The organism is Pseudomonas sp. 10S5 (assembly GCF_035019745.1).
Taxonomy (GTDB): Bacteria; Pseudomonadota; Gammaproteobacteria; order Pseudomonadales; family Pseudomonadaceae; genus Aquipseudomonas.
Genome location: NZ_JASJVL010000028.1, coordinates 21609 through 39652, shown reverse-complemented (window position 1 = coordinate 39652; position 18044 = coordinate 21609). Strand labels below are relative to the sequence as shown.

The 18044-nt window shown below is 56.8% G+C and carries 18 protein-coding genes; 5 read left to right on the top strand and 13 right to left on the bottom strand.

Going from position 1 to position 18044, the window contains the following annotated elements:
* Positions 1–30 precede the first annotated feature (30 nt).
* The 9 genes from hutG to hutC form a co-directional block, all read right to left on the bottom strand.
* A complete protein-coding gene (gene hutG, locus QN378_RS22185; RefSeq protein WP_323550640.1) occupies positions 31–834 on the bottom strand; it encodes an N-formylglutamate deformylase in 804 nt (267 codons plus the stop codon).
* Between the two features lie 53 nt (positions 835–887).
* On the bottom strand, positions 888–2090 hold the full coding sequence (gene hutI, locus QN378_RS22180; protein ID WP_322206357.1) for an imidazolonepropionase: 1203 nt from the start codon (positions 2088–2090) through the stop codon (positions 888–890).
* A 110-nt stretch (positions 2091–2200) separates the two neighbouring features.
* Positions 2201–3733 carry a histidine ammonia-lyase gene (hutH, locus tag QN378_RS22175; RefSeq protein ID WP_323550642.1) on the bottom strand — a complete coding sequence of 511 codons (1533 nt, stop codon included), beginning with the start codon at positions 3731–3733 and terminating at the stop codon, positions 2201–2203.
* A gap of 12 nt (positions 3734–3745) precedes the next feature.
* Positions 3746–4573, bottom strand: coding sequence for a glycine betaine/L-proline ABC transporter ATP-binding protein (locus QN378_RS22170; protein WP_322206359.1), 828 nt, complete (start codon positions 4571–4573; stop codon positions 3746–3748).
* Entirely contained in the window at positions 4570–5421 is an 852-nt protein-coding gene (locus QN378_RS22165; protein WP_322206988.1) for a proline/glycine betaine ABC transporter permease, read from the bottom strand. Before QN378_RS22165 ends, QN378_RS22170 begins: the two co-directional genes overlap by 4 nt.
* 190 nt (positions 5422–5611) lie before the next feature.
* Positions 5612–7081, bottom strand: coding sequence for a cytosine permease (locus QN378_RS22160; RefSeq protein ID WP_322206360.1), 1470 nt, complete (start codon positions 7079–7081; stop codon positions 5612–5614).
* A 142-nt stretch (positions 7082–7223) separates the two neighbouring features.
* Positions 7224–8921 carry a urocanate hydratase gene (gene hutU, locus QN378_RS22155; RefSeq protein ID WP_322206361.1) on the bottom strand — a complete coding sequence of 566 codons (1698 nt, stop codon included), beginning with the start codon at positions 8919–8921 and terminating at the stop codon, positions 7224–7226.
* A 519-nt stretch (positions 8922–9440) separates the two neighbouring features.
* A complete protein-coding gene (locus tag QN378_RS22150) occupies positions 9441–10010 on the bottom strand; it encodes a HutD family protein (RefSeq protein ID WP_323550645.1) in 570 nt (189 codons plus the stop codon).
* Positions 10007–10717 (bottom strand): histidine utilization repressor, encoded by a 711-nt coding sequence (hutC, locus tag QN378_RS22145; RefSeq protein WP_322170660.1) that lies wholly within the window; start codon positions 10715–10717, stop codon positions 10007–10009. The genes QN378_RS22150 and hutC overlap by 4 nt, the downstream gene beginning before the upstream one ends.
* A gap of 201 nt (positions 10718–10918) precedes the next feature.
* On the opposite strand from hutC, the gene QN378_RS22140 reads away from it, so the two are divergent.
* Positions 10919–12283: a formimidoylglutamate deiminase gene (locus tag QN378_RS22140; RefSeq protein ID WP_323550646.1), complete on the top strand. Its 1365-nt coding sequence runs from the start codon at positions 10919–10921 to the stop codon at positions 12281–12283.
* A gap of 120 nt (positions 12284–12403) precedes the next feature.
* Here QN378_RS22140 and QN378_RS22135 read toward each other — a convergent pair whose 3' ends face one another.
* Together QN378_RS22135 and bamE are read right to left on the bottom strand one after the other, a co-directional pair.
* The gene (locus tag QN378_RS22135) at positions 12404–12973 is read right to left on the bottom strand and encodes a lipocalin family protein (protein ID WP_322206365.1); all 570 of its coding nucleotides are present in this window, start codon (positions 12971–12973) and stop codon (positions 12404–12406) included.
* Positions 12974–12991: 18 nt separating this feature from the next.
* The gene (bamE, locus tag QN378_RS22130; protein ID WP_322167198.1) at positions 12992–13246 is read right to left on the bottom strand and encodes an outer membrane protein assembly factor BamE domain-containing protein; all 255 of its coding nucleotides are present in this window, start codon (positions 13244–13246) and stop codon (positions 12992–12994) included.
* Between the two features lie 306 nt (positions 13247–13552).
* Here bamE and QN378_RS22125 point away from each other — a divergent pair, with 306 nt between their 5' ends.
* The 4 genes from QN378_RS22125 to QN378_RS22110 all read left to right on the top strand — a co-directional run bounded on the left by QN378_RS22125 (position 13553) and on the right by QN378_RS22110 (position 16393).
* Complete coding sequence (locus QN378_RS22125; RefSeq protein WP_323550648.1) at positions 13553–14713, top strand: DUF2515 family protein; 1161 nt, start codon at positions 13553–13555, stop codon at positions 14711–14713.
* A 23-nt stretch (positions 14714–14736) separates the two neighbouring features.
* Positions 14737–15306, top strand: coding sequence for a hypothetical protein (locus tag QN378_RS22120; RefSeq protein ID WP_322206368.1), 570 nt, complete (start codon positions 14737–14739; stop codon positions 15304–15306).
* Between the two features lie 104 nt (positions 15307–15410).
* Positions 15411–15917 carry an Hcp family type VI secretion system effector gene (locus QN378_RS22115; protein WP_323550650.1) on the top strand — a complete coding sequence of 169 codons (507 nt, stop codon included), beginning with the start codon at positions 15411–15413 and terminating at the stop codon, positions 15915–15917.
* Complete coding sequence (locus QN378_RS22110; protein WP_323550651.1) at positions 15914–16393, top strand: hypothetical protein; 480 nt, start codon at positions 15914–15916, stop codon at positions 16391–16393. The genes QN378_RS22115 and QN378_RS22110 overlap by 4 nt, the downstream gene beginning before the upstream one ends.
* A gap of 4 nt (positions 16394–16397) precedes the next feature.
* Here the strand turns inward: QN378_RS22110 and QN378_RS22105 are convergent, their stop codons facing one another.
* Positions 16398–17000 carry a DUF924 family protein gene (locus QN378_RS22105; RefSeq protein WP_323550652.1) on the bottom strand — a complete coding sequence of 201 codons (603 nt, stop codon included), beginning with the start codon at positions 16998–17000 and terminating at the stop codon, positions 16398–16400.
* 3 nt (positions 17001–17003) lie between these two features.
* Positions 17004–18014, bottom strand: coding sequence for a class 1 fructose-bisphosphatase (locus QN378_RS22100; protein WP_322206372.1), 1011 nt, complete (start codon positions 18012–18014; stop codon positions 17004–17006).
* Positions 18015–18044: the final 30 nt, after the last annotated feature.

The following is an 18044-nucleotide window of genomic DNA, read 5'->3' as shown; positions in this document are numbered from 1 at the left end:
AGCTTGCTTGCGAAAAGGATGACACGGTGTTTAGTTGGAAAATCGCTTCTGGCCCCACTCAATCATGCCTTGCAGCAGATTTTTCAGAACCTTTTGCGTCGGTTCAGCCAAATCCTTGCGGTAGTTGAACGGCTCGTATTCTTCCATGTACGTGCTTTGCGCCAGCTCAAGTTGTACGGCGTGGATGTTGTTGGCCGGGTCTCCGTAGTGGCGAGTGATGTGGCCGCCTTTGAAGCGCCCATTCAGTACGTGGGTGTAATCGGTGGCCGCTGCGCACGTGGCTTGGAGCAAGGTGGCCAGTTCCGTGTCGCAGCTCAGGCCATTGAAAGTGCCGAGGTTGAAGTCCGGCAAACGGCCTTCAAACAAATGCGGAATCGAGCCCCGGATCGAGTGCGCATCGAACAGCAGCGCATAACCAAAATCGTCGCGTAAGCGCGCCAACTCTTGTTGCAGCGTCTGGTGATACGGCGTCCATATCTGCGCCAGATACGTTGCGCGTTCTTCGGTGCTGGGCATCTGGTTTTCGCGGAACAGCGGCTCGCCGTCGAACAGGATGGCCGGGTACAACCCGGTGGTCGCACCAACGTACAGCGGCTTGTCATCTGACGGTCGATTGAGGTCGATGACGAAGCGCGAGTATTCAGCGGCCAAGGTGCTGGCGCCCAGTTCTTCGGCGAAGTCATACAGCGTCGGGATGTGCCAGTCGGTGTCCGGCAGGCTGTGCGCCGCGTCCACCAAGCCTGTTTTCACCGCCGGGGTCAAATTTAACCCGGCGTGGGGCATGCTGATCAGCAGCGGCAACCGGCCACGTTTGAAATTCAGAACCTTGTCCACAAGTGCCTCCTGTTAAATAAAACATATGACATTCAATTGTAGGCGCGCATTACTCACACCGACTCAACCCCATGCCGCACGATCCGCTTGTCCAAATCACCACCAAGCCAGTAGGCCAAATCCGCTGGTCGTTCGATCTTCCAAGCCACAAAGTCAGCAAACTTGCCCACTTCCAGTGAACCATGGGTGTCGCCCAATCCCAATGCTTTAGCGGCGTTGAGAGTCACGCCGGCCAAGGCTTCTTCCGGGGTCATGCGGAACAAGGTGCAGGCCATGTTCAGCATCAATCGCAGGGATAGCGCGGGCGAGGTGCCGGGGTTCAGATCGGTAGCGATGGCGATATCGACCCCGTGCTTACGCAACGCATCCATCGGCGGTAGTTGGGTTTCCCGAAGAAAGTAGTACGCGCCAGGCAGCAATACGGCGACGGTTCCGGCAGCGCCCATGGCGATAGCGTCAGCCTCGCTCATGAATTCCAGGTGATCCGCCGACAGCGCCTGATAGCGCGCCGCAAGACTCGATCCGGCTAAGGATGACAACTGCTCGGCGTGTAACTTCACCGGTAAACCCAGTTCGCCCGCGCAAATGAACACTTGTTCAACCTGTGCCGGTGAGAACGCCAGGTATTCGCAGAACGCATCCACTGCGTCCACCAAGCCTTCTGCCGCCAATGCCGGGAGCATCACGCTGCAAATGTGGTGGATGTAGTCGTCGGCGCGATCCTTGTATTCCGGTGGCAATGCGTGGGCCGCCAGGCACGTGCTGCGAACCGTGACCGGAAGCACGGTGCCCAGACGCCGAATGACCCGCAGGATTTTGCGTTCGCTGGCCAAATCCAGGCCGTAGCCGGACTTGATTTCCACGGTGGTAACGCCGTCGTGTAGCAAACGCTTGAGGCGTTGTTCGGCGCTGGCGAACAGCTCGTCCTCGCTGGCTGCTCGGGTAGCGCGCACGGTGCTGGCGATTCCTCCGCCTGCCGCCGCGATTTGCGCGTAGCTCACGCCGTTCAATCGTTGCTCAAACTCGCCACTGCGGTTGCCGCCGAATACGGTGTGAGTGTGACAGTCGATCAAGCCGGGGGTTACCCACGCGCCGTCGAGGCTGATGACGCTAGTGAAGTCTTCGGTTGGGGCATCGGCTTGCGGCCCAATCCACTCGATGAGTTCGCCTGAGGTGACAATGGCGGCGTTTTCGATAATTGAGTAGCTGCCCTGCGCCATCGTCGCTACGTGGCAGTGCTTCCAGAGCGTTTTCATCTAGGGTCTCCGCAGTCATAACGTTAGGAGCCAACAACCTGTTGGCGAGGCGGTATGTCAGGCATACCGCGTCAGGCTTTCACCAACACGTTGGCTCCTACAGGAGTGGTTTACAAGCTTGGTAATACGTTCGCCGGGATTAACGTGTTCAAGCATTTGGACGCCAACAACTGCATGGCGGCTTCGATGTCTGGCGCAAAAAAACGGTCCTTGTCGTAGAAGGATACTTTGCTGCGCAGGGCGGTGCGTGCTTGTTCCAGTTTCGGCGAGCTTTTCAAGCCTTCACGAAAGTCCAGACCCTGGCAGGCGGCCAACCATTCCACAGCGAGAATACCGCGTACATTTTCGGCCATTTCCCACAGACGCTTACCCGCAGCCGGTGCCATGGAAACGTGGTCTTCCTGGTTGGCCGAAGTTGGAATGCTGTCGACACTGTGCGGATGCGCCAAGGCTTTGTTCTCGCTGGCCAGTGCGGCGGCGGTCACTTGGGCAATCATGAAGCCGGAGTTCACCCCGCCATTAGCCACCAGAAACGGCGGTAATTGCGACATGTGCTTATCCATCATCAGCGAGATACGGCGCTCGCTAAGGGCGCCGATTTCGGCGAAGGCCAGGGCCAGGTTATCGGCGGCCATCGCTACCGGTTCGGCGTGGAAGTTACCGCCTGAAATCACTTCACCCTCAGCCGCAAACACCAACGGGTTGTCCGACACCGCGTTGGCTTCGATGCCCAACACTTCAGCGGCCTGACGCAGTTGAGTCAGGCAGGCGCCCATGACTTGCGGTTGGCAGCGCAGCGAGTACGGGTCTTGGACCTTGTCGCAATCTCGGTGGGAATCAGAAATCGGGCTGCTGTCGCCTAACAGGTCGCGGTAGCACGCAGCGGCGTCGATTTGGCCGCGTTGGCCCCGGGCTGCGTGAATCCGTGCGTCGAATGGTGCACGCGAACCCAACACCGCTTCCACGGTTAACGCACCACAGGCCATCGCAGCGGCGAACAGGTCTTCACTTTCGAACAGACCACGCAACGCGAACGCAGTGGACACCTGGGTGCCGTTGAGCAATGCCAAGCCTTCTTTTGCGGCCAGTGTCAGCGGCTTCAACCCGGCTACGGCCAAGGCTTCGGTCGCTTCCAGCCATTCGCCTTTGTAGCGGGCTTTGCCTTCACCCAGCAGCACCAGTGACATGTGCGCCAAAGGTGCAAGATCGCCCGACGCGCCCACCGAACCCTTGAGTGGAATGTGCGGGTAAACCTCGGCATTGATCAGCGCGATCAAGGCGTTGATGACCTGACGACGAATACCGGAGAAACCACGGCTGAGGCTGTTGACCTTGAGTACCATGACCAGACGCACCAGCTCATCACTGATCGGCTGACCGATCCCGGCGGCATGGGACAACACCAATGAGCGCTGAAGATTTTCCAGATCCTCGCTGGCAATGCGCGTCGAGGCCAGCAGACCGAAACCGGTGTTGATACCGTAGGCGGTGCGGTCTTCGGCGAGAATTTGCTCAACACAGGCCACGCTGTTTTCGATCTGCTGTGAGGCGCTTTCATGCAGGCTAAGGTTGACCGGGTGGTGATAAATCTCACGCAGTTGCGCCAATGTCAGGGTGCCGGGAATCAGGTTAAGCTCAGTCACGTTGTTACTCCATCAAATGGTGGCCACCCGCCGTTGTACGAACCGATTTACGTATTCGTCTGCGGGTGAATATAGAATTTCTTTGGGCGTACCCACTTGGATCAACTGACCGTCCTTAAGGATGGCAATGCGGTTGCCGATGCGCAGTGCTTCGTCAAGATCATGGGTGATGAATACGATGGTTTTGTGCAAGCTGGCTTGCAGCGCCAGCAGTTGGTCTTGCATCTCGGCGCGGATTAACGGGTCGAGTGCGCTAAAGGCTTCGTCCATCAAAATGATGTCGGTGTCAGCCGCCAATGCGCGGGCAAGTCCTACGCGCTGACGCATGCCGCCCGACAGCTGATGCGGATATTTATCTTCATAACCCTTGAGGTCCACGGCGCCGATCCAGTGCATCGCGCGCTCGGCACAGAACGTCTTGGACTCACCACGGACTTTCAAGCCGTACGCCACGTTATCGACTACGGTCTTGTGTGGCAGCAGGCCGAAGCTTTGAAACACCATGCTGATTTTATGCCGACGAAATTGACGCAAGGCTTCCATGTCGTAGCCAAGGATGTCTTCGCCATCCACCAGAAGCTGCCCGCTAGTAGGGTCGATCAGGCGGTTGATGTGACGCACCAAGGTCGATTTGCCGGAGCCGGACAACCCCATGATTACAAAAATTTCGCCGCTTTCAATAGACAGCGACAGGTCGCTGACCCCGACTACACAGCCGGTTTGTGCCAATACCTGATCCTTGGATTTGTGGTCTTTAATCATTCGCAGCGCCTCTGTCGAGCGATTGCCGAAGATTTTAAAGACGTTTCTGACGACGATCTTACTCATCGCTTCGCTCATTTGGTCGCCTCATGCCGTGGTCGACCGTAGGCCTGCGTGATGCGGTCGATGACCACCGCGAGAATCACGATGGCCAGACCGGCTTCCAGTCCTTTGCCGACATTGAGGGTTTGAATCCCGACCAGCACGTCTTCACCCAGCCCGCGTGCGCCAATCATTGAGGCGATCACCACCATCGACAAGGCCATCATCGTGGTCTGGTTGATCCCGGCCATGATGCTCGGCAGCGCCAGCGGCAGTTGTACACCGAACAACTGTTGCCAGCGATTAGCGCCAAAGGCGTTGATTGCCTCCATAACTTCACCGTCGACCTGACGAATACCCAGATCGGTCAGGCGGATCAGCGGCGGCGCGGCGTAAATCACCGTGGCAAAAATCGCGGGTACTTTGCCCAAGCCAAACAGCATCAGCACGGGTATGAGGTACACGAAGCTGGGCATGGTCTGCATGATGTCCAGCAACGGCATCATCACCGACCTAAGTCGGTTGTTGCGCGCCGTCAGGATGCCCAGCGGAATACCAATCGCCACTGAAATAATCGTCGCCACTAGCATCAGGGCGAGGGTTTGCATCAGTTTGTCCCACAGGCCTACGGCGCCCACCAGGAACAGCAGACCAACAATCACAACTGTCGTGAACAGCTTGCGTGTCGCGTGCCAGGCAATGCCGCCGACAATCGCTAGCATCAGCCACCATGGCGCCAGGCGCAGCAGGGCTTCAAGGTTGACGATGGCCCACAGCAGGGTGTTTGAGATCTGACGAAACACGTCGCCATAGTTAATCACCAGCGTGTCGACCCATCGATTGACCCAGTCAGCGATGGAGAAAGTGAAGCTCTCGGGGAACATAGAAGGCTCTCGATCAAATAGGAGTAGCAAAACGGCGGTCAGGCCGATCAGCTTAGGCGATTCGCGGCGTACTTTGGTTGTCCATGCTTGATTCGTCTTAGACGAAAACACGCACAATTCCATCGTCTCAGCCCGCTGAATGGCTTCGGCGTTCACTGTTGTTCCCATTAACGAGTGCATTTTATGGTCGTCAGTTCATTGCTGTCCGAGCCCGCGAATGTGTTGCTATTGTTTGCGGGGCATCGGACTCCTCCAGGAGAATCAGCCGGTCAGGAATCGGGCTGTGCCATTTCTTCGCGATCAGGTAATACACGACGGCGGGCACGACCAGCCCAATGATCCATGAAATGTCGGTATCACCCAGGCGCTCGACCAAGGGACCGGTGTAAAACTGAGTGGCAATGAACGGCATCTGAATCACCACACCGAACACGTACACACCGATGCCAATCCAGTTCCAGCGACCGTAACGGCCATCGGGATCGGACAGCGCCGGGATGTCGTAGCGTTCTTTGGTGACGCAATAGAAATCCACCAGGTTGATCGCGCTCCACGGGGTAAAGAACGCCAGCAGAAACAGGATGAACGCCGAGAAATCCTTGAGGAACGAATCTTTGCCCGCCAATGCCAACAGTGTGGCGACGCCGACCATGCCGAAAATATAGGCCAGACGCAGGCCAGTGGAGATGTGCCGGCTGCCGCGAAAGCCGCTGACGATGGTGGCAATCGACATGAAGCTGCCATAGGCGTTGAGGGTGGTGATCGTGACCTTGCCAAACGCGACGCTGAAATACAGCAGAGCCGCAACCACTCCTGTGCCGCCGAGGCTGACGATGAACGAGACTTCATGGTGGGCGAAGGACTTACCGGCTAACGCTGCTGCAAACACACCGAACACCATCGACGCCTGCGCACCGATAACCGACCCCAGGCCAACGGCCCAGAAGGTTTTTACTGCTGAGGTTCTGCGCGGCAAATAGCGCGAATAGTCCGCCACGTAGGGACCAAACGCGATCTGCCAGGACGCCGACAACGACATCGCTAACAGGAAGCTGGCGAGGGAAAAGTGCTTGTTGCCCAACAGGGCGCCGATATCATTTCCAGCTAGCAGCGCGCCGAACAGGTAAACAAAGGCGATGATGCCAATCACGCTCGCTATCCGGCCGATCACATGGATGACCCGGTAACCAAAAATGGTCGCCACCACGATCAGCGCAGCGAAAATAAGGATACCCTGCCAGTCCGGGACGTGAATCAGCTGCGCCACTGCCTGCCCGGCAAGCACCGAACCGCTGGCGGAAAAGCCGATGTACATCAAACATACCAACACCAACGGAATCACCGCGCCGTACACGCCAAACTGCACGCGGCTGGAGATCATTTGCGGCAGGCCCAGCTTCGGGCCTTGAGCCGCGTGCAACGCCATCACGCCGCCGCCCAGCAATTGGCCGATCAGCAAACCCACCAACGACCAGAACACATCACCGCCCAGCACCACGGCCAAGGCCCCGGTGACGATGGCAGTGACTTGTAGGTTGGCGCCTAGCCACAACGTGAACTGACTGAACAGACGACCGTGTCTTTCAGCGTCCGGAATGTAATCGATCGAACGCCTTTCGATCAGGGATTGGTTGGCAACGCGATCATCTGGAACAGCCATGCGACCACCTCTATGGGGGAATGCGGTAGGGACATCAGGGCACAGCGTGAAAACCTGTGGGACCGAATTCATTGGGGAAGCGGCATGTCTGACACACCGCGTTTATCCATTCCCGAATGAATTCGGTCCCACAATGGCGGGGTTAGCGATTCAGCATCGGCAGGTTCAAACCCTGCTCGTTGGCGCAATCAATCGCGATTTGATAACCCGCGTCGGCGTGGCGCATGACACCGGTCGCTGGGTCGTTGTGCAGCACGCGGGCGATACGTTCTGCCGCTTCGTCGGAACCGTCGCACACAATCACCATGCCAGAATGTTGCGAGAAGCCCATGCCAACGCCGCCGCCGTGGTGCAAAGACACCCACGTTGCGCCACTGGCGGTGTTGAGCAGGGCGTTGAGCAACGGCCAGTCAGAGACCGCATCGGAACCATCCTGCATTGACTCGGTTTCGCGGTTCGGGCTGGCCACTGAACCGGAGTCCAGGTGGTCACGGCCGATCACAACCGGTGCCGACAACTCGCCGCTGCGGACCATTTCGTTGAACGCCAGGCCGAGCTTGGCGCGCTGGCCCAGGCCCACCCAGCAAATACGTGCTGGCAAACCCTGGAACGCGATGCGCTCGCGGGCCATGTTCAGCCAGTTATGCAGGTGGGCGTCGTCCGGGATCAGCTCTTTGACCTTGGCGTCGGTTTTGTAGATGTCTTCCGGGTCGCCAGACAAGGCCGCCCAACGGAAAGGGCCTACACCGCGGCAGAACAGTGGGCGAATGTAAGCGGGCACAAATCCTGGGAAGTCGAACGCGTTGGCTACGCCTTCGTCTTTGGCCATCTGGCGGATGTTGTTGCCATAGTCGAAGGTCGGCACGCCGGCTTTCTGGAAGTCCAGCATCGCTTGAACATGAACCGCCATCGATTGCTTGGCGGCTTTAACCACGTTCGCAGGCTCAGTCAGGGCGCGGGCGCGGTATTCTTCCCAGGTCCAACCAGCCGGCAAGTAACCGTTGAGTGGGTCGTGGGCGCTGGTTTGGTCAGTGACCATATCCGGGCGCACGCCACGGCGAACCATTTCCGGGAGGATCTCGGCAGCGTTACCGCACAGCGCGATGGAGATGGCTTTGCCTTCAGCGGTGTATTTGGCGATACGGGCCAATGCGTCGTCGAGATCGATTGCTTGCTCGTCTACATAGCGAGTCTTGAGGCGGAAATCGATACGGCTCTGTTGGCATTCAATGTTCAGCGAGCACGCACCGGCCATGCCTGCGGCCAACGGTTGAGCACCGCCCATTCCGCCCAGGCCAGCGGTCAGTACCCATTTGCCTTCCAAGCTGCCGTTGTAGTGTTGGCGACCGGCTTCAACAAAGGTTTCGTAAGTGCCTTGAACGATGCCTTGGCTGCCGATGTAGATCCAACTGCCGGCAGTCATCTGGCCGTACATGGCCAGGCCCTTGGCATCCAGTTCGTTGAAGTGTTCCCAAGTGGCCCAGTGTGGCACCAGGTTTGAGTTGGCAATCAGCACCCGTGGCGCGTTGCTGTGGGTCTTGAATACGCCCACCGGTTTGCCGGATTGAATCAGCAGGGTTTCGTCGTCATTCAGGTTGGTCAGGCTTTCGACGATCTTGTCGTAGCATTCCCAGTTACGCGCGGCGCGGCCGATGCCACCGTAAACCACGAGTTCTTTCGGGTTCTCTGCCACTTCCGGGTCGAGGTTGTTCATCAACATTCGCAGCGGCGCTTCGGTCATCCAGCTCTTGGCGGTCAGCTTGGTCCCACGGGCGGCGCGAACTTCAACGTCACGATGGCGGGTCCAGGTTTCAGGGGTCCAGTGGTTATTGTCAGTCACGAAAAAACTCCTCAGCGAAGTGGGCAAGCCGGTCGGTGTCGAGTTTCTCGAACAGGCGAAGCGGATTCAGCCAATAAAATTCATCGTTCGGATGCATGGGTAGCAGGGCGGTTACCGTCACAGCTATGTGCACACATCTTTACTTGTACATACAAGCATATGCAATCGTAAGACCAACTTCATTTGGGTGTCCAGAAGAAAGTTTTCCAGAGCAATAGAAGGCCCGAAACAGAGGGGTCTTGGCAGGATTAAAAGTGATGGGCGGTGATTGGGTGCGGTCGCCGGTTGGCGAATAGATGAGCGATTTCGCGCTACGCTGGGGCGTTCGGTAACAGCGTGCGAGGGGTTGGTGCGCGTAAAAGCGTTTAGCGAATGCTGGCTATACCGGCTTTAACCGTCGCGGCTTAGAACATCGAGAATGACTTCGTCGATGCGATCCAGTGTGGCAGGGCTCAGCGGTTCGTTGTCCTTGGTGGCCATCGGTGTTCCGTTCAATCGGGCTAGGGTTTTGCGGACTTATCAAATCGCAGTCAGTTCGATCACACAGCAGGTTTCGTTGACCGACAATTCCAACAAGCCGGGGTTACCGTCCAGTTGCAGGCAGTCATGCTTGCCCAGACCGTGGGTGGAGGTGCCTGTGGTGACGCTCAAACCCTCTGTCACGCTGAAGACCAGCACTGTGCCAGCAGAACTGAAAAAACGCTGATGTCCGTCGATCCATTGCAGGCGGGCGTTGTAACGGTGTGGCGCGTAAATCAGGTTGAAGTCACGTATGTCGCCGCCGAGCAATGTACAGCTGGCTTGGCTCTCGCCGCTAAATGCCAGCGGATCCAAGGGCAGCAGTGCACGCGTGATCTGGCCGTCGACGTGCAATGTCATGCCGTCGCCTTGCAGCACCGTGATGATTCGCTGGTAGCCGGGAAAGCTGGAAAAGCCGCCCGATTCGGCGATGTCGGCAATCGACAGACGCCAGCCAAAACCGTCCATTCCGGTGCCGGCGTCGCGGGTGATTTCCTCAGTGCTGCCACCACCGTTTTTCCACGGCATGCGCGGGTAGTCGGCGGCGCGTAGAACGGTCAGTTGACTCATTTGCTGAAACGTCCTTCCAGGCGATGCCGGGAGCCGGGGTGAATCAGGCGTGCGGCGGTCACCGGCTGACGACCTGACCATGTGCGGCGGCGAATCAGCAGGCACGGCTCACCGCGTTCGATTTGCAGCAACTCGCATTCCAGTTCTTCAGCCAAAATGGCTTCGACCACGTGTTCACCCTCGGTCAGCGGTGCGACTTGCGACAGATAGGCGTAAGGCGTTTGTTTGGTGAAGTCCTGCATCAGGTAGTGCGGCGCTACCTGAGCGTTGACGAAGCGGTCTTCGATTTGCACCGGGATGTCATTCTCGAAATGCACGATCAGCGAGTGAAATACCCGCTGGCCTTCACGCATGTCCAAGGCCAGGGCCCGTTCGGAGCCTGCGGCTTCTTCGTTCAGGATGATGACTTTGCAAGTATGAACATGGCCGCGCGAGGCAATTTCATCGGCGATGTTGTGTACTTCAAAAAGCGCTGACTGGCTTTTGGGCTCGGCGACAAACGTACCGACGCCTTGCATACGCACCAACAGGCCTTCGGCGGTCAGTTCACGCAGGGCTCGGTTGATGGTCATGCGGCTGAAGCCCAGTTGGGTCACCAGTTCACTTTCCGACGGCACGCGATGATGCGGCGCCCACGTGCCATTCTGGATTTGCTGGGCGATCATCTGCTTCACGCGCGCGTATAAAGGCGCCGGACTGTCACCCATCTGGGCAGCCAGTGGAGAGAGGGCAGGCGGAGTCGGCACAGTGAAATCCTTGTTCGATAGGTGATGATTCGGGAAGTGGGTCTAAGGCGCAGAAGCGCTCAAGCTAACCATTAACCCGACCGACGACAAGCTTGCCGCAGTTTACCGAGCAGACAAACGTCTGTATATGTATATACAAATTACACGATGGGGTGCAGGTCCATGTCCGTCTTCTTTGCCGAGCGCGCATTATTGCCCACCGGCTGGGCCAACAATGTTCGTCTCGATGTCAGCGCCAATGGGGTGCTGACGAGCGTTCAAGCCGATGCCGATGCCCAGGGCGCCGAGGTCCTCAAAGGGCCATTGGTGCCGGGAATGCCCAACCTGCATTCCCATGCGTTCCAGCGTGCGATGGCCGGTTTGGCCGAAGTGGCGGGCAACCCCAATGACAGTTTCTGGACGTGGCGAGAGTTGATGTACCGCTTGGTGGGGCAGATCAATCCAGAGCAGCTTGGGGTCATCGCTCGGCAGTTGTACATCGAGATGCTCAAGGGCGGTTACACCTCAGTCGCTGAATTTCATTACGTACACCAGGACACCACCGGCAAGCCTTACGCAAACCCTGCTGAACTGGCCCTGCACATCAGCCAGGCCGCGAGTTCAGCCGGTATAGGTCTGACCTTGTTGCCGGTGTTGTACAGCCACTCTGGGTTTGGCGGTCAGGCGCCTAACGAAGGTCAGCGCCGATTTATCCACACCACTGACAGTTACCTCGACCTACAAGCGCGTCTACTGCCGATTCTTGCCCAGCAGCCAGCGCAATCCTTGGGCTTATGCTTTCACTCGTTGCGCGCGGTAACGCCGCGGCAAATCAGCGACGTACTGGCCGCCAGCGACTCACTCTGCCCGGTGCATATTCATATCGCCGAGCAGCAGAAGGAAGTGGATGACTGCCTGAGCTGGAGCGGTCGGCGTCCGCTGCAATGGTTGTATGAAAACGCCTCGGTCGATCAGCGCTGGTGCCTGGTTCACGCCACCCACGCTAACCCGGAAGAAGTGGCGCTGATGGCTGATAGCGGCGCGATTGCCGGGTTGTGCCTGACCACTGAAGCCAACTTGGGGGACGGTATTTTTCCGGCGGTGGACTACATCGCGCAGGGCGGCCGTTGGGGGATTGGCTCGGACAGTCATGTGTCATTGAGCGTGGTCGAAGAGCTGCGCTGGCTGGAATATGGTCAGCGTTTGCGCGATCAGCGACGCAATCGCGTGTACCGCCGTGATCAGCCGATGGTTGGACGCACGTTGTTCGATGCGGCACTCAGCGGTGGCGCGCAAGCAATGGGGCAGGCGATTGGTTCGCTGAACGTCGGGCAGCGTGCGGATTGGCTGGTGCTGGACGGTAACGATCCCTACCTGTCGACGGCCGCCGGTGATGCGATTCTTAACCGTTGGTTGTTTGCGGGCAGTGACCGGCAGATTCGCGACGTCATGGTCAACGGGCGTTGGGTGATCCGCAACGGCCGGCATGCTGATGAAGAACACAGTAATCGTGCGTTTGCTCAGGTGTTGCGGGAGTTGTTGGGTTAGCCTTTGGCCCACAGATCCGCGCCAGACACCTATCTCCGTAGAGCCAACGTGTTGGCCAGGCGTGTTACCCGATGCACCGCACCAAGCCGCTTCGCCAACACGTTAGCTCCAGAGTGACGTCTATAGCTTATCCGGCTTGATGATCATCGAATCATCCACCCGCCAGATCAGCTTGGTCGTGTCGTAGCCCTGCTGCCGTGCCCTGGCCAACAAGTCCTGTTTCGTCGCCTCGGACACTTTCGACGTGCGTGATAACAGCCACAAGTATTTGCGATCCGGGTTCCCCACTAGAGCGGTCTTGTAACCGTCGTCGACATACAGCACCCAATAATCGCCCTTCGCCAAGCTCGGAAACAGTCGCGAGAACCAGTTGTCGAAGACAACCCACAACTTGTCGGTTTTGCCCGCTACCTGCGGCGACGCCGTGCCTGTGGCTTGCTCCCACGTGCCGTCCAGCTTACGGCAACGATTGGTTACGCCGATATTGCCATCCTCTTTGAGTACGTAAAGCGCTTGCGATTGAGCGCAGTTGCGCTGAAAGAACATCGGCAGCCTTGCCAGTTCGTACCACGTCCCTTGGTACCGTTTGAGGTCCACATGATCGACCGTTTTCGGCTCGATCAGATCGCTCGAAGAATGTGTGCAGCCCGCTAAAAACAGACTCGCCATCAACCCAACCCATAAACGCATCACGTTCTCCCTAGCGGCTTATTTTAAGCCTTGGCCCGAGTAGATCAGCACTTTGTCACCGCCGTACTGGACGCTGATAAAACTCACTTTATCGCCCCATGTGCAACTGGACATACCCAATGCACCCGAACATTCGGTCGGGCTACCCAACAGATTCTCGACTTGCGCCTTATCCATGCCTGCCGACAACTTGGAGTAATTTTCCTGAGTCACCTTGCTGCAAGCGGCTAACAATACACAAAACGACAACAACGCGACGGTGCGCAAAGACATGAATTGAAGCTCCAACAAGTGAGGGGGCGTCGCCACGGCGCAGAAAACGCCAAGCGGACAGCAATAGGTTAGAAGAGAAATAAGCAAACTGGTTCCCGGCCGGTCAAAGGGAGTGCTTCTTCGCGGAACCAGTCTGCTGGCAATGGCTGGACCGGTAAAAATTGGGCAGAGCGCTGTAGGTTTTTTCTGCTGTGTTTGTACGGTATTTCAGCAGTGTTTGTAGGCCTCCTCTCCATTTTTTTCACGATATTTCACTTCGGTTTTTTGGCTGATAGGGTGGCGAAATTCCTGTCCGGAGCCAGCGCCATGACCCAGTGTTTCAAAGACCACGAATGCGACAAACAGTTGTTGAATCACAACACCAAGCCCATCGAAGAATGCGAGACGCACCGGATCGAGCTTTACGGGGTCATGCAGGACGTCGTCGACGTGCCGTTTTTGACCTGCTCTGGACTCTGGCGAGTCTTCCAACGCGAAGCCGAAGAAATTGTCGCTCCCGGCGGCGTCCTAATCGCCGACCCCATCGAACGCAATCGCGCGATCAACGCCGCCTATGCCCGGTTGTGGCTGCACGATAATCGTTTCCAGTGGGCCGGCCTCGCAGCGTTTGCCTCCAAGCAAGTGGGGTGCGGATTGTTGCATGCGGCCGATATGACTGAGGTTATTCAGGCAGAACGCGACGCAAGGCAGCGCTTGATCGACTCCAATGCGGCATCGAATCCCGGTTTTCTGGGGGCCTACATCTTCAAAGATACAGATCAGCAGGCACTGGACGATTACCAAACCGCCCGCGGCAACAATCCTGTTCCTCTAAGCGACCTAAGTTTGGGAGCGGAACCGTCATCCTTGATGCAGCAACAGTTTCAGTACGTTTACGACATGTTGGCGCTGGGCAATACCACCTTGTTCCTCGATATTTTCCCGTTGCATGCGTTTTACAAAAAACGTGGGATTGAAGAGTTAAAAACCTGTTTGGACGAGCGCGAGACCATTTATGGCCATCCAAAGTTTCCGGTGTTGTGGCCGGTGGGAAAGGAGACGCTTGAGTTCGGTCGTAGCCATTTAGAAATACTGCTGGCCTTCGAGGCGATAGAAAGGGGGGATATTGCCGGGAGTGTGAGGAAATTGGCGGTACATGAGCAACGCAATATTCTGCAGCCCGCCATCTACAAAGACCCACAGCTCAAACTGTTACTGCGCGGTAACCATGTTTCCTATGTAACCGGTTTTCCATCGGGCGTGGCGCAAGCGATTGAATTGACCTTGGCGAGCCAATGCCAGCCAGTCGTGGATGGGCGCACCCTCGAATTCAGCAGTAATCCGTTTGCAGACTTGTCAGTTTACAAGCAGCGCATAGCCTTCGTATTTCAGGCCGCGGCGCGTTTCGACGAGATGCTGGGCGACGAAAATCGTCCATTGCTGGAACAGTCGATCAAGGAAATTGCCGAAGGGGCGGGGGTTCGATGAAGCGGCGATACTGGGTCTGCCTGATGCTCCTGACGTTATGGGCAGCAGATGTCTTGCGGTCATGGTACGAACGGGAGATCGCTCTCGAAATAGGCGGCACCTACGAGGAGATGCTCAAGCGTTCATCAGCCCGCTTTAGTTTGCCTTTCCCCGGTGAGGGAACATGGCCTGGCTGGCCAAAGTCCGACGCGCAGTTAAGATTCATCGACCCGCAGTATGGTTTTGTCACTCCAAAGAGCTCTGATTTCTACGTTATATTCAACGACAACATTATTCAGAGCTTGACTATATATCCGCAAACCGAGCCCTTGTTACTCGATGACGCCCTACAGGTCGTCTTGGATCTTCAGGATCAATGGCGTCGGGGTGGTTGGGAAGATAAAAAACAAAAAAGATTCCCGCCCTTCGCTGATACACCGCAATGGCGTGCTCAATTGCGCAACGGGCCCATCGGTGGAACAACCTATTGGTATGCCGGTGATAAATACCAGGCCTTGTTGGCAATGAATCGATCTAAGGACAGTAAACACCCCGAAGAAGAACGCTACCGAATTTTCCTGAATGTTGGTAAGCCTTGGACACCTTATCCATGAGTTGTCGTTGTTAAATCTGCCTAATGGTTTTGAACATTCATCCTGTGCAAGTTTACGTCAACTAACGCTATCTAAAATACCTATACCAAACCCAGGAGTACCCTATGCCTATGCCACCCTACTTGACCATTATCGGCGAAAAACAAAAATTGATTACTGAGGGCTGTTCGTCGTTAGAGTCGATTGGCAACAACTACCAGCTCGGGCGAGAAGATCAAATTCTGGTGGATTCATTTGATCAGCATTTTGGTCGACCCCAAGGGGCGCAGCCCGGCCATCGGGTTCATGGGCCCTTCACCATTACCAAGATGCTCGATAAGTCGACCCCATTACTGTTTGAAGCGTGGCGCACGGGTGAAACACTGAGCCAATGCAAGTTTGACTGGTATCGAATTTCACCTAATGGTTTTCATGAGCATTTTTTTACCATGGTCTATAAAGACGCCCTGATTACCGATATACATATCGCAATGCCACATTGGCGCGATCCTGCATTTGCTCATATCACTCAATTGGAAACTGTTACGTTTACGTATCGGAACAACAGCTCGACTCATGAAACCTGCGGAACGATGGGCTCCGACTACTGGAATGAGGGAGCGTCGGCATGAAGTTGGTGCATCGTCGTAAACTCAACATGGGAGAAGAAAAATACGTCCATTCTCCCGCTGAAGCCTTGGTGATAGTCAAAAGACTTTTAGCTGGGCATCGGAAAATCGAAGGTTTGGCCGAATTGCGACGCGCCTCGATGGTCTTTCGCGATCGTTATGTCTGGGAGCAGATTGAGCGCGGCGAGTGGGTGCTGACGAAGCCTGAGGCGCGCACGTTTGACATGGGGGATTACGAGCCGCACGCTCGCCACCGCAGAATAATGGCGGCAGTAGAGAACCCACCGCCACAGCCAAAGCCGCTTGTGCTGTTCTTCCGCGCAACCGATAGCCAAACGGCAGGGCGGATTATTAACCGAAAATATATAGCCAGCCTTGATGGAACAAAGGATTCGCGAAAGATTGACGACCAGGGAATTGGTTATGTGCCGCTGCCATCAAAGAGGGTCAGGGTGTCCATGCGTCTAGTCGGTATTTAGGCGATCAAAACCTGGACCCACGCCCCAGCAAAAACAAAACCTCCTCAGCCGTCGACTCCCGCCCCAACACCTCGTTGCGATGGGGAAAGCGCTTGAACCGGGCAATCACTCTTTGATGCTTTTTCGCGTAATCCAGATTGCTGGCAATAACCGGGCGATCAGCGTCGGGCTGTGCATCCAGCAGTTTGGCCAGCAGTGCGATGGCCTGATCTTGATGAACCAGGTTTTCGCTGTGCTCCAGAACGATATAAATGAAGGTGCTTTGGATGGCCGATAGCTTTTGATCGAGGCCGAGCGCTAGCCCCTCAGCGACAACAGTTTGCGCACGGGTGTCCCCGGCGAACGCCTTGGGTGTGTCACGAAAGATCATGCGGGGGAGTTGGTCGAGCAGCAGCACCAGCGCTAACCAGCCTTGCGGGCTCTGTGCCCAGTCGGACAAGTCGCCGGCCAGTGCTTGCTCTACCTGAACCGCGAAACGCTGATGCGCCTCGCTGTCCTGGCTTTTTTTCTTGCCGAACCACAGCTTGCCCTTGGCTTTTTCGACTTCAAAAGGCGATTCGGCTGAACCGAACCACCATTCAAGCAACGGCTGCCAGGGGGCGACCAAGGTTTATTCCTTGTGATAAGACGTGGCGCGCTCGACTTCTTCTTTGGAGCCGAGGAACACCGCAACCCGCTGGTGCAGGCCTTGTGGCTGAATGTCGAGGATGCGCTGATGGCCGTCGGTGGACATCCCGCCGGCTTGTTCCACGATGAACGACATCGGGTTGGCTTCGTACATCAGGCGTAGTTTGCCGGGTTTCGAGGCGTCGCGGCTGTCGCGTGGGTACATGAACATGCCGCCACGGGTCAGGATGCGATGCACGTCGGCAACCATGGCCGCGATCCAGCGCATGTTGTAATTCTTTTTCAGCGGGCCGTCTTCGCCCGCCAGCAGCTCTTCCACGTAGCGTTTGACCGGAGCTTCCCAGTGACGCTGGTTAGACATGTTGATGGCGAACTCCTGGGTGGACTCAGGAATCTGCATGTCTTCGTGGGTCAGGACGAAGCTGCCCAATTCGCGGTCCAGCGTGAAGCCTTTGACGCCGTCGCCCAGTGTCAGGACCAGCATGGTCTGCGGGCCGTAGATGGCATAGCCGGCCGCGACCTGCTTGGTGCCAGGTTGCAGGAATGCTTGCTCGCTCAGGGTATCGTTCTGGCTCAGGTGGGCGTCCGGGCAACGTAATACCGAGAAAATGGTGCCGACCGAGACGTTAACGTCGATGTTCGACGAGCCGTCCAGTGGGTCAAATACCAGCAGGTACGCGCCTTTTGGGTATTTGCCCGGGATCTGGTAGGCATTGTCCATTTCTTCGGACGCCATGCCGGCCAAGTGACCGCCCCATTCGTTGGCTTCGAGCAGGATTTCGTTGGAAATCACGTCGAGCTTTTTCTGCACTTCGCCCTGTACGTTTTCAGTGCCCATGCTGCCGAGCACCCCACCCAATGCGCCTTTGGAGACGGCATGGCTGATTTCCTTGCAGGCGCGCGCCACCACTTCGATAAGGAAGCGCAGATCGGCAGGAGTGTTGTTGCTGCGGGTCTGCTCAATCAAATAACGACTCAGGGTAACGCGGGACATGGAGAGCTCCGTAGGTGGGGGATAAAAAGC